Below are 11,663 nucleotides of genomic sequence, written 5' to 3'. Positions count from 1 at the left end.
GCGGCCTATAAGGCCGCGCTTCACCCACATCCCTCCGGACGAATCCAAGAGACCCTGCATGGCCGGCCATTCCCAGTTCAAGAACATCATGCACCGCAAGGGCAAGCAGGATGCCCAGAAGTCGAAACTGTTCGGCAAGCTGGCGCGGGAAATCACCGTGGCGGCCAAGCTCGGAACCCCGGACCCGGCCATGAATCCGCGGCTGCGCGCGGCCGTGATCGCCGCGCGCCAGGAGAACATGCCGAAGGACAATATCGAGCGCGCCATCAAGAAGGCGACTGGCGGCGACAGCGAGAGCTACGACGAGATCCGCTACGAGGGCTACGGCCCCGGCGGCGTCGCCGTGATCGTCGAGGCGCTGACGGATAACCGCAACCGCGCTGCCTCCGACATCCGCTCCTTCTTCGCCAAGTCCGGCGGCAATCTCGGTGAAACCGGCTCGGTTGCCTTCATGTTCGACCGCACCGGCATCATCGAATATGACGCCAGCAAAGCCACCGATGACGCGATGCTGGATGCCGCGATCGAGGCCGGCGCCGACGACGTGGTATCCAGCGAAAGCGGCCACGAGATCTACGCCTCGCAGGAAACGTTTCGCGAGGTTGCGAAGGCGCTGGAGGCGAAATTCGGCGAAGCCCGCAAGGCGGCGCTGACCTGGAAGCCGCAGAACACGATCTCGGTTGACGACGAGACCGGCGAGAAGCTGTTGAAGCTGATGGACCTGTTGAACGAGCACGACGACGTTCAGAATGTCTACGCCAATTTCGAGATTTCCGACGCGCTGGTCGCCAAGATGGGCGGCTGAAGCCGGCCATTGCCCGCCATCCACAAAGCAGAGCGAGGACCGAGATGACCGAGCAGGCACGCGACACGCAGCAATCACAGCAAAAAACCAGCCTGATGTTCGTGAACCATGCGAGCCTCCTGATCAAGCAAGGCGACCGCTATTTGCTGACGGACCCGTGGCATCTGCGTGTCGGTTTCGGCAGCTGGCTGCCGACGTTCCAGCAATATGTCCACCCGACCTATCTCGCGGCCCTCGGCAACAAGCTCAGCATCCTGATCTCGCATGGCCACGACGATCACTGCGACGACCATATGCTGAGCATTTTCGACAAGGACATCGAGATCGTCACCGCGAGCTTCAACGCGCCGTCGGTCTTGAACCGGCTGAAGAAGCTGGGCTTTGGCAATCTCAAGACCGCCGACAGCGATCGGGGGACGGTGCTGGAGAATGGCTTTGCCGTGAAAAGCTACGTCGATCCGACGCGGTCGCTCGATGACGCCACCTATACCATCGACACTGGCAGCGGCTTCGTCATTCACTGCAACGACAACTGGTTCGAGTTCGCGCCCGAGGCGTTAGCCAGCATCGCCAACGACCGCGCGAAATATGCCAACCGGAACATTGCGTTCTTCAGCCAGACCAACAGCGCCTCCGGCCATCCGCTCAGCTACACCTGTTTCGACGACAAGCAGAAGCTCACGATCCTGCGGTCGAAAGTGAAGGGAATGGTGGTTCAGGGCATGAAGAATGCCGACGCCCTTGGGCTCGATTCCTTCTATTCCTATGCCGGCTTTGCGTCGATCTTCGTCAAGGAATTCCCGTCGTATCTCGACCTTGCGCTCGTCCCGACGTCCAAGTTCATCCGGGATGACCTGCTCGACGATGCCAAATCCCGGGAATTGTTGGGCAGAGTGAATGTGAGGGACTTCTATCCGGGCGATGTGCTCGATCTCTCGGATGGCGAGATCGCGAAGGCGTTCATTTCGCACTCGGATTACAGCGACAAGCAACTCAAGGACGCCACCGTGCGCTACTATGATGCGTATGGGATCATCAACCAGTGCGACACCTACAAGCCGCCGGCGCCGAAGGCCGCCTTCGACCGGGAAAAATTCATCTACTTCCTCGATAATCTGAACAAGTTCGTCGCTCGCAAGATTCAGGGCGATGCAAAATTCTTCGAGACCATTGTCGGGAAGTCGCTTGAGATCGTCGTGCCCGACGTCGACACGACCGGCACGGTCGTGTTCGGCGGCGACGTTCACATAGGCGCCCACAAGAACGGGCTGCCGAACAAGCGAATAACGGTCGATTCCTCGCTGATGTCGCGGGTCTTGAATGGCGACATTCTGTTCGAGAATCTCTACTCCGGCTATGAGGGACAATGGGAGCGGTTTCCGACCGATGTCTACAACCGGGACATCGTTATGTTCGTGGTGATGTACTCCTACGTCTACCAGAACCGCCTGGCGAAGACCGCGCCGCCATTGCGCGCGCCGGCATAGGCTGACGCACCGGGGTTGTCGCGACCGGTCTGCGCTCAACGGGCGGAGACGCGACTACTCGCCGTACACGGCCCAGGCGCAGTAGGGCTGGTGCGGAAAGTGCCTGAGGCGGAGATTGTTGATCTTCAGGACTTCATCCACGGCACGCGTTTCGCCGGGAAAATGCGGGCAGTTGAGTTCGTCGAATACCAGCAGCGAGCCCTTGGCCAATCGCGGAAGGATCGCTTCCAGCACATCCTTGGTCGGCTTGTAGACGTCCATATCGAAGATCGCCATGCCGATGATCGCCGAAGGATTGTCGGTGAGCCATTGCTTGACGGTGACAGAGGCGTCGCCCTTGATGAGCTGGAATTTCTTCTTGTGCGATACCGGGCAGAAGGCCTCGTGAATGTCGAGAAGTTTTTCAAGCACCGTTTCGTATCCAGTGCTGGTCGCGTAATCGCCCTTCTCACTGAACCCGCCGTCCTTCGCGTCGACGGATTCGAAGCCTGAAAAGGTGTCGAAGCCGTAGATCAGCCGGCTGATATTGTAGGGTTCGTAGATGCCCCGGAGATTGATCAGCTGCGCCAGCGAAGCTCCCCACTGGACGCCGAACTCGCAGATCACGCCGGGCTTCTCGAGGATTTGCCGGTAGAGCTGGTCCCAATAAAGCAACCGCGAGAGTGTCTGCCGTTTCAGCGTCACGGCCAGATGATTGTTCCATTCGCCGGTAAAACGATTCAGGCACTCACCGGTCAAGGCTTTCAGCTCTTCGCCAAGTTGGGTTTCGGTCGCGCTGCGATTGGTCAATTCTTTGTTCAAGGTGGTGCTCCCTTTGCTCGGTTCCGGCGAACCGGCTGGCTGGGGATGTTCTAGTTTAGAGCCTGCGGTTGCGCTATCGGTTTCGAGAGAGGCCGGCTGGCGTCGACCCGGCTGAAGGTTGTGCATTTCGGGCCGAAACCGCACCATTTTTGCACCCCGATGAACGCTGCGTTGCTCTGGTCGAGCGGCGGCTTCACGGTTGATGACGGCCCGGTTGCTATTTCGATTGCCTCCTTCTCGCGTTATCACTAGGCCATGACACCCCCACCGATTCGCCAACCCGTCCGGATCATCGGCATCGACCCCGGCCTGCGCCGCACCGGCTGGGGCGTGATCGAGACCGAGGGCAACCGGCTCGTCTTCATCGGCTGCGGTTCGGTGGAGCCGCCGGATGACCTGCCGCTGGCCAGCCGCCTCCTGGCGATCCATGAAGGGCTCGCCGCCGTGCTCGGCGATTTCAGGCCGGCGGAAGCCGCGGTCGAGCAGACGTTTGTCAACAAGGACGGCGTCGCCACGCTGAAACTCGGCCAGGCGAGGGGCGTTGCCATGCTCGGGCCCGCGATGTTCGGCATATCGGTCGCGGAATATGCGCCCAACCAGGTCAAGAAGACCGTGGTCGGCGCGGGACATGCCGACAAGAACCAGATCGCGGTGATGCTGAAGATCCTGCTGCCGAAGGCCGAGCCGAAATCCGCCGATGCCGCCGACGCGCTGGCGATCGCGATCACGCACGCGCATCACCGCCAGGGCGTGGCGCTGCGGCTGAAGGTGGCGAGCCTATGATCGGCAAGCTCAAAGGCCTGATCGATTCCTACGGCGAGGACTACGTGATCCTTGACGTCGGCGGCGTCGGCTATCAGGTGCATTGCTCCTCGCGCACGCTGCAGGCGCTGTCGTCGCCCGGCGAGGCCGCGGTGCTGTCGATCGAGACCTATGTCCGCGAGGACCAGATAAAGCTGTTCGGCTTCCGCACCGATACCGAGCGCGAATGGTTCCGCCTGCTGCAGACCGTGCAGGGCGTCGGCGCCAAGGTCGCGCTCGCCGTGCTGTCGACGCTGCCGCCGGCCGAACTCGCCAATGCCATCGCGCTGCGCGACAAGGCCGCGGTGTCGCGCACGCCCGGGGTCGGCCCGAAAGTCGCCGAGCGCATCGTCTCTGAATTGAAGGACAAGGCGCCGGCGTTTGCCAATGTCGATCCGGCCGTGGTGCATCTTGCCGGCGCGCTCGACGACCACCGCGCGCCGCGCCCGGTCACCGATGCGATCTCCGCGCTGGTCAATCTCGGCTATGGCCAGCCGCAGGCCGCCGCCGCGATTGCCGCGGCCTCGCGTAGTGCTGGTGAGAAGGCAGAGACGGCGCAGCTTATTCGGCTGGGCCTGAAGGAATTGTCGAAATAGACTGCCGTCGGCTGGGCCACCGACTGACCAAGGAATGCATTCTCCACCATGCTGAGCAAAAAGGACCAGGAACTGATCGCTGTCGCCACCGAAGCCATCAGCCAGCGCTATCGCGATGACTGGCAGGAGGTCGGCGCCGCCATGCGCACCCGCGACGGCCGTATCGTCACCGGCGTGAATATCGACGCCTATATCGGCCGGATCGCGGTGTGCGCCGAAGCGATTGCCATCGGCCGCGCCATCACCGAAAACGGCGACCACGGCATCGAAACCATCGTCGCCGTGCGTCACCCCAAACCCGGTGAGCCCGGCAAGATCGCGGTGGTCTCGCCCTGCGGCATCTGTCGCGAGCTGATCCACGACTACGACGCCAACGCGCGGGTCATCGTCCCCGACAACGGCCGTGCGCCGAAGGTCGTGAGCATCGGCGAACTCCTGCCCAACAAGTACAAGCGGGGCAGCGAGTGAACACGCCCTCCCGCATCGTCACGCCCGAGCGCCGTTCCGACGATGTCGGCGACACCGCGCTGCGGCCGCAACTACTGTCCGAATTCGTCGGTCAGGCGCAGGCGCGCAAGAATCTCTCGATCTTCATCGAGGCCGCGCGCAAACGTAACGAGGCGCTGGATCATGTGCTGTTTGTCGGTCCACCCGGACTCGGCAAGACCACGCTGGCGCAGATCGTGGCGCGCGAACTCGGCGTCGGCTTTCGCGCTACCTCAGGCCCGGTCATTGCAAAAGCCGGCGATCTCGCCGCGCTGCTGACCAATCTCGAAGAGCGCGACGTCCTGTTCATCGACGAAATCCATCGCCTCAGCCCGGCGGTCGAGGAAGTGCTCTATCCCGCGATGGAAGATTTCCAGCTCGACCTCATCATCGGCGAGGGGCCGGCCGCGCGATCGGTGAAGATCGATCTCGCAAAGTTTACGCTCGTCGGCGCCACCACGCGGGCAGGGCTGTTGACCAATCCGCTGCGCGACCGCTTTGGCATTCCGGTTCGCCTGAATTTCTATACCGAGGAAGAGCTGGAGAAGATCGTCACCCGCGGCGCGCGTGTGCTCAATATCGGCATGACGCCTGACGGCGCCAACGAGATCGCGCGCCGCGCCCGCGGCACGCCGCGCATTGCCGGCCGCCTGCTGCGCCGCGTGCGCGACTTTGCCTCCGCCGCGGACGCAAGCTCCGTCGACCGCGCCATCGCCGACCACGCGCTAAGCGCGCTGGAGGTCGATGCCGCCGGCCTCGACGCCATGGACCGGCGCTATCTCACGACCATCGCGCTGAACTACGGCGGCGGGCCGGTCGGCGTCGAGACCATGGCGGCGGCGCTGTCGGAGCCGCGCGACGCCATCGAGGACATCATCGAGCCGTTCCTGATCCAGTGCGGCTATCTGCAGCGCACCCCGCGCGGCAGGCTTCTGACCTCGCATGCCTTCCGCCATCTCGGCCTCGCGGAACCGGCGCGCGATCCCGCGCAATTCGGCCTGTTCGGCAACAGCGACAGCGACGATTGATCGCTTCGAACCCGATCCTTGCAGCGATGCACTAAGGGGCAAATGCCAGGCGCGCTTCCGCGCCGGCTGCTTGCCGTGGAGTGCACTATGGGTTCGACCGAAGCCGCCGACATGCTCGCCCTCATTGCGGCGGCACCGGAACTGGCGACACCCGACGATACCGAAAGCTTCCTCGACGCCATGCCGGTCGCCGAGCTCGCCTCGATGTGGGGCGCGCTGCAGCGCCTGAGCCGGCGCGACCAGACGGGCGCCGCCTGGTCGGCGATTCTCTATTTCGACCATCTGCCGCACAAGCGGCCGGACCGCGCGTTCGATCTCGCGCTCGAAGTGCTGCGTTCTGAGTCCGACAAGCCGACCGTGATGCAGCTCAACGACAAGTTCATGCTGTCGCTGCTCTATGCGCATGGCGCCGCCGTGGCCGGACGGATCGAAACCGAGGCGAAGCAAAATGCCGGGTTGCGCTGGCTGCTGGGCGGGATTCATTTCGGGCCCGATGAGCCGTTCAAGCGCCGCATCGAGGCGATTGCCGACAGCAGGGGCTGGCGCGCCGACGATCTCGCGCGCCGGACGCCGAAGCATCCGCTTGAATGCGAGGCCATGTCGGTGGCGCAACTGGCGCGCGCCTGGATCGATCAGCATTCGAAATCCGAACGCGACCGCGACGATAATTTCTTCGTGATGATGGATTACGAGCGTGACCTGCGCGAGGAGGATCCCGACAAGGCGATCGACTTGATCGTCGAGATCCTGAAGATCGAGACCAATCCGGTGATGCTGTCGCTGCTCGCCGCCGGTCCGCTCGAAGACGTCATCAGCATGGAGACCATCGACCGCATCGAGCGCGAAGCGTCGGTCAACAAGCGTTTCCATGATCTGCTCGGCGGCGTCTGGTATTACCGCGCGCCTGATGAATTGAGGGCGCGTCTGGATGCGCTGGCGGGGTGGAACCGCTGGTGAGAAGCTGCTGGAGCCCTGCTGACGATCTGCACAAACCCACCGCAATTCAGGCTCAATCCGCCACCATGGTCGCGATGCATCACGATTGGATCACATGTTAACACGCCGTCATTTTCTGAAAGCCATCGGTGGATTGGGCGCGCTGGGCGTTTCGACCACCGCCTACGGATTCAGCGCCCCGATCCTGCGGCTTCACGTCGCGCGGTACAACATCTCACCGCCGCAATGGCCGGCAGGGCTCGAGCTCAGGATCGCCGCGATCGCCGACCTCCATGCCTGCGATCCCTGGATGTCGCTCGATCATATCCACGCGATTGTCGAACGCACCAATGCGCTCAAGCCGGATATGGTCGTCATGCTCGGCGACTATGTGGCCGGACATCGCAAGGTGACGCGCTTCATTCCCGCCAGCGAGTGGGCGCGGGTGCTCGCCGGCCTGAAGGCGCCGCTTGGCGTGCACGCCGTGCTCGGCAATCACGATTGGTGGGAAGACAAGGAAGTGCAGCGCGAGGGGCAGGGACTGCCGATCGCCGGCCGCGCGTTGGAAGCCGTTGGTATTCCGGTTTACGAAAACGACGCGAAGAAACTCAGCAAGAATGGCCACTCGTTCTGGCTGGCCGGTCTCGGCGACCAGCTCGCCTATATGCCGGCGCGCCGCTTCAGGCCGCTCAGGCGCATCGGCGTCGACGATCTCGGCGCCACGCTGGCGAAGGTCACCGACGCCGCGCCGGTGGTTCTGATGGCGCATGAGCCCGACGTAGCGAGGCGCGTGCCCTCGCGCGTGGCGCTGCAGCTCTCCGGTCATACCCATGGTGGTCAGGTGCGCATGCTGGGCTGGTCGCCGATTTCGCCGTCCGGACAGCAGCTCGCCTATGGTCACATCCGCATGAACTGCGACGTCGTGGTCTCCGGCGGCCTCGGCTGCAGCATCATGCCGTTCCGCCTCGGCGTTCCCCCGGAAATCGTGCTGGTGACGCTGGGGGCGGCAAGGCCGGCGGTGGCGTAGCGGAACCTCGTTGCGCTTGCGTGCCGGGCTGATTTTGCGCAAAACCACTGCTCTCCAGCGCGATCAGGGACTGCAAGTGACATCACCCATTCTCGACGGCGAGATCCGCGACGGCCGCCATCACATGCAGGTCCGCGTCTATTACGAGGACACTGATTTTTCCGGCATCGTCTATCACGCCAATTATCTGCGTTTCATGGAGCGCGGGCGCACCAATCATCTGCGGCTGATGGGCGCCGAGCAGCACACGCTGTTCGAGCAGGCGCAGGAGGAGACGCCGGGTTTTGCTTTCGTGGTGCGCTCGATGCAACTCGACTTCCTGCGCCCCGCGCGGATGGACGACGTGCTCGACGTCGTGACATGGCCGATCGCCGTAAAGGGCGCCTCGATCACGCTGGCGCAGGAAGTACGGCGCGGCGACGACGTGCTTGTGAAGGCCGCGGTGCGCGTCGCCTTCATCTGCGAGGGCAGAGCGCAGCCAATCCCGAAATCGCTGCGGCAGTTGATGAAGGCCGATCTGGCTCCGGATTGATTCTGGCCGGTTGACTCTCTGTACCGATCGGTACAATGTCTCGGGATCGCAAACCCGGAGAAACGTCATGTCGCGTCCGCCGCTGCCGCCCTTCACCCGCGAAACCGCCGCCCAGAAGGCGCGCATGGCGGAAGACGCCTGGAATTCGCGCGATCCGGTCAAGGTGTCGCTGGCCTATACCGAGGACAGCCGCTGGCGTAACCGCTCCGAATTCTTTGAAGGCCGCGATGCGATCGTCGCATTCCTCACCCGCAAATGGGCGAAGGAGCATGACTATCGCCTGATCAAGGATCTCTGGGCGTTCGATCAGAACCGCATCGCGGTGCGCTTCCAGTATGAATGGCACGACGATGCCGGGCAGTGGCATCGCTCCTACGGCAACGAGCAATGGGAGTTCGACGAGCACGGCCTGATGCGGCGGCGCGAGGCCAGCATCAACGATATTGCCATCAAGGAAAGCGAGCGGCGCTTCCACTGGCCGGCCCCGGGGCCGCGTCCGGCCGACGTTGCGGGCTTAAGCGATACCGCGCTGTGACGCGATGCTGAAGAAGGGCGTCGAGCGCAGGGACGTGCTGCGCGCGCTCGGCGAGGTGTTTCGCGCGCATGGCTATGAGGGCGCCTCGCTGACGCTGATCACGGAAGCCACCGGGCTCGGCAAGGGCAGCCTGTATCATCTGTTTCCCGGCGGGAAAGAGCAGATGGCCGCCGAGGTGCTGGCCGACATCGACGGCTGGTTCGAGTTCAACATTTATGCGCCCTTGCGCGAGGCCTCCGATCCCGCGCGCGCGATCGCTGCGATGATCGCGGGCGTCGACCGGTATTTTGATTCCGGTGATCGCGTCTGTCTGGTCGGACTGGTGGCACTTGGCGCGGCGCGTGACACGTTTGCCGAAGCAGTCGATGGTTATTTTGCGCGCTGGCAGGTCGCGCTGGCGTCACTGCTGCGGCGATCAGGGTTGAGCAAGGGCCAGGCGCAGCGGCGTGCCGAGGATGCGCTGTTGACCATTCAGGGTGCGCTGGTGCTGGCACGGGCGCGCAACGACGCCGGGATATTTCGTCGGGCGTTGAACGATCTGACGGCGCGGTTGCTGGCGCCGCCAGTCTGACGTTCCGTCCATCCACTGTCGTCCCGGACAAGCGAAGCGCGATCCGGGACCCATAGCCACAGGCAGCAGTTTTGCGAAGAGCATCGCGCAGACTGCCCTAATGATCCATCCCGCGGTATGGGTCCCGGCGTTCGCCGGGACGACGTGTTGAGAGATATCGCCTACGCCGCCGCCTTGTGGCGCGCGAGTTCGGCCTTGTACATCTCGAACTCCTCGGCGATCGCCTTGGCGATGCTGGGGCGGGCGCGCAGCCGCTCGTAATAGGCCTTCACGACAGGCCATTTCGCCAGCTCGACCGGCGGCGTTGCCATCGTCCAGTTGATGATGGTGACGAGATAGGCATCGGCCACGCTGAAGTGATCGAGCAGGAATTCGCGGCCCTTCAGGTAGTTCTCGAGATAATCGAGCCGCGACAGATTCTTGGTCAATGCATAGGTCTTCGCTTCGGCCGGCGCCGTCTTGTCGAGCAGCGGCACGAACAGCGCCTTATGCAGTTCGGTGCCGATGAAGCAGAGCCACTGATGCAGGCGGCTGCGCTCCGTGTTTGATGCCGCCGAGATGCCGGCTTTCGGAAAGCGGTCGGCGACATATTGCAGGATCGCCGCGTTCTCCGTCAGCACCATCCCGTCGTCGGTGCGCAGCGTCGGCACCAGCCCGAGCGGGTTGACCGCGCGAAAATCCGAGCCGTCCTTCTGCACCACCTTGGTCTTGGGATCGACCTCGAGATAGTTGGCCTCAGCGCCGGCTTCGTACAGCGCAATCCGTGTCGCCAGCGAGCAGGCGAGCGGCGAGAAATAAAGATCCATGGGTTGCCTCCTTGGCGGTTGATCAATCGGGCCGGCGTTCAGGGCGGACGGGATTGATTTTTATACTGTTCCGCATAATATAGGCGCGGTCAAGGAATTTATTGCGAAATGGTACAAAAAAGTAAAAAGCCGCCCGCGGCAAGGATCGACGACCCCGTGCCGCCCAAGCGCCGCGGCCGGCCGCGCGCCTACCAGCCGGAGGTCGCGCTCGGCAAGGCGCTCGATCTGTTCCGCCGGGATGGTTTTGCCGCGACCTCGCTGGACGACCTCTCCGCCGCCACCGGCATGAACCGGCCTAGCCTTTACGGCGCGTTCGGCGACAAGCGTGAGCTGTTCATCAAGAGCTACCGCCGCTACCGCGAGGATGCGCGTACCGCCATGGGCGACATCTTCCGCAACGAGTTACCGATCCGCCGGCGACTGGAGCGGATCTATGCGGTAGCGCTCGATATCTATCTGTCCGGCGAATTCGGTCCGCGCGGCTGTTTCACGGTGATGACCGCAGCCTCCGAGGCGGTGCATGACCCCGATATCCGCGCCATGGTGCTGGAAGGTTTTGTCGAACTCGACAAGGCCTTTGCGGCCTGTTTCCGGCGGGGCAAGGAGAAAGGCGAATTGCCCGAAAGCGCCGATCCGGTCGTTTTGGCCCAGCTCGCCTCCGCCACCATCCACACCATCGCTATCCGCGCCCGCGCGCAGACGCCGCGCAAGGAATTGGAGGCCATCGTCAACGGCGCGCTCGATGTGATGGTCGGGGCGACGAAATAGTGTCCTAAGCCCATGCGACGCCATGAATGACGACATGTCTGTCCTCGTCGTCGGCAGCTCGCTTGGTCAATCGTCGCCGATTCCTGACACCGCCTTCGCGCCGGTGTCGGAAATCCAGCCGTTGCACCCCCTCCAGCAGGCCGCTTACCAATCGGGCGGCGCGCGCTGTTGCCTGCTTCATCATGAACGAGATTGTCTCGATACGGCTGAGAACGCCGAGCAGGAATAACATCGAGAAGATGTCGATGTAGGCCAGCAAATCGCCGACCAGCATCAATGCGGGGGAAACCGGGATTCTATGGGAGTAAGCCCAGATAAGAATAATGACGGGGATGAAGGCGATGACTTTTCGCAACGTCAGCCTGTCCAGGAACGCGGCCAGTTGCACAACAAAAACATCCCACAGCCAATCGCCAAGCGCGGCCGGCTTGTCGATGGTCCACTTCTGCCAAAGCGTTTTCCACATAGGTTGCCTGCATCTCGC

Annotated in this window: 15 protein-coding genes; 12 read left to right on the top strand and 3 right to left on the bottom strand. The window is 63.0% G+C overall.

All coding sequences use genetic code 11. The features are described 5' to 3' along the window. Window positions 1-58 precede the first annotated feature (58 nt). Together V1283_RS33065 and V1283_RS33060 are read left to right on the top strand one after the other, a co-directional pair. On the top strand, window positions 59-805 hold the full coding sequence (locus V1283_RS33065) for a YebC/PmpR family DNA-binding transcriptional regulator (RefSeq protein ID WP_334390805.1): 747 nt from the start codon (window positions 59-61) through the stop codon (window positions 803-805). Window positions 806-849: 44 nt separating this feature from the next. Continuing rightward, the gene (locus V1283_RS33060; RefSeq protein WP_334390804.1) at window positions 850-2,292 is read left to right on the top strand and encodes an MBL fold metallo-hydrolase; all 1,443 of its coding nucleotides are present in this window, start codon (window positions 850-852) and stop codon (window positions 2,290-2,292) included. 54 nt (window positions 2,293-2,346) lie between these two features. Here the strand turns inward: V1283_RS33060 and V1283_RS33055 are convergent, their stop codons facing one another. Beyond that, complete coding sequence (locus V1283_RS33055) at window positions 2,347-3,093, bottom strand: class I SAM-dependent methyltransferase (protein ID WP_334390803.1); 747 nt, start codon at window positions 3,091-3,093, stop codon at window positions 2,347-2,349. Between the two features lie 255 nt (window positions 3,094-3,348). Here V1283_RS33055 and ruvC point away from each other — a divergent pair, with 255 nt between their 5' ends. From ruvC to V1283_RS33010, 9 genes are all read left to right on the top strand, one after another. Further along, window positions 3,349-3,876: a crossover junction endodeoxyribonuclease RuvC gene (gene ruvC / locus V1283_RS33050; RefSeq protein ID WP_334390802.1), complete on the top strand. Its 528-nt coding sequence runs from the start codon at window positions 3,349-3,351 to the stop codon at window positions 3,874-3,876. After that, the gene (ruvA, locus tag V1283_RS33045; RefSeq protein WP_334390801.1) at window positions 3,873-4,490 is read left to right on the top strand and encodes a Holliday junction branch migration protein RuvA; all 618 of its coding nucleotides are present in this window, start codon (window positions 3,873-3,875) and stop codon (window positions 4,488-4,490) included. Before ruvC ends, ruvA begins: the two co-directional genes overlap by 4 nt. A gap of 48 nt (window positions 4,491-4,538) precedes the next feature. Then, a complete protein-coding gene (locus V1283_RS33040) occupies window positions 4,539-4,958 on the top strand; it encodes a cytidine deaminase (RefSeq protein ID WP_334390800.1) in 420 nt (139 codons plus the stop codon). Next, entirely contained in the window at window positions 4,955-6,004 is a 1,050-nt protein-coding gene (gene ruvB / locus V1283_RS33035) for a Holliday junction branch migration DNA helicase RuvB (protein ID WP_334390799.1), read from the top strand. Before V1283_RS33040 ends, ruvB begins: the two co-directional genes overlap by 4 nt. An 87-nt stretch (window positions 6,005-6,091) precedes the next feature. Continuing rightward, window positions 6,092-6,961, top strand: coding sequence for a DUF6869 domain-containing protein (locus V1283_RS33030; protein ID WP_334390798.1), 870 nt, complete (start codon window positions 6,092-6,094; stop codon window positions 6,959-6,961). 94 nt (window positions 6,962-7,055) lie between these two features. After that, window positions 7,056-7,967 carry a metallophosphoesterase gene (locus V1283_RS33025; protein WP_334390797.1) on the top strand — a complete coding sequence of 304 codons (912 nt, stop codon included), beginning with the start codon at window positions 7,056-7,058 and terminating at the stop codon, window positions 7,965-7,967. Between the two features lie 76 nt (window positions 7,968-8,043). Continuing rightward, window positions 8,044-8,499 (top strand): tol-pal system-associated acyl-CoA thioesterase, encoded by a 456-nt coding sequence (ybgC, locus tag V1283_RS33020; protein WP_334390796.1) that lies wholly within the window; start codon window positions 8,044-8,046, stop codon window positions 8,497-8,499. Window positions 8,500-8,566: 67 nt separating this feature from the next. Further along, window positions 8,567-9,034, top strand: a complete 468-nt coding sequence (locus V1283_RS33015; protein ID WP_334390795.1) for a nuclear transport factor 2 family protein — start codon at window positions 8,567-8,569, stop codon at window positions 9,032-9,034. Between the two features lie 4 nt (window positions 9,035-9,038). After that, entirely contained in the window at window positions 9,039-9,605 is a 567-nt protein-coding gene (locus V1283_RS33010; protein WP_334390794.1) for a TetR/AcrR family transcriptional regulator, read from the top strand. 161 nt (window positions 9,606-9,766) lie between these two features. Here V1283_RS33010 and V1283_RS33005 read toward each other — a convergent pair whose 3' ends face one another. Then, window positions 9,767-10,411 carry a glutathione binding-like protein gene (locus V1283_RS33005; RefSeq protein WP_334390793.1) on the bottom strand — a complete coding sequence of 215 codons (645 nt, stop codon included), beginning with the start codon at window positions 10,409-10,411 and terminating at the stop codon, window positions 9,767-9,769. 108 nt (window positions 10,412-10,519) lie between these two features. Here V1283_RS33005 and V1283_RS33000 point away from each other — a divergent pair, with 108 nt between their 5' ends. Continuing rightward, the gene (locus V1283_RS33000; protein ID WP_334390792.1) at window positions 10,520-11,179 is read left to right on the top strand and encodes a TetR/AcrR family transcriptional regulator; all 660 of its coding nucleotides are present in this window, start codon (window positions 10,520-10,522) and stop codon (window positions 11,177-11,179) included. 4 nt (window positions 11,180-11,183) lie between these two features. Here the strand turns inward: V1283_RS33000 and V1283_RS32995 are convergent, their stop codons facing one another. Further along, on the bottom strand, window positions 11,184-11,645 hold the full coding sequence (locus tag V1283_RS32995) for a hypothetical protein (protein WP_334390791.1): 462 nt from the start codon (window positions 11,643-11,645) through the stop codon (window positions 11,184-11,186). Between the last annotated feature and the right edge of the window lie 18 nt (window positions 11,646-11,663).

The sequence above is a fragment of the Bradyrhizobium sp. AZCC 2262 genome (assembly GCF_036924535.1).
GTDB lineage: Bacteria > Pseudomonadota > Alphaproteobacteria > Rhizobiales > Xanthobacteraceae > Bradyrhizobium.
The sequence above is the reverse complement of the archived record's forward strand: the minus strand, read 5'-3'. Positions and strand labels throughout refer to the sequence as shown.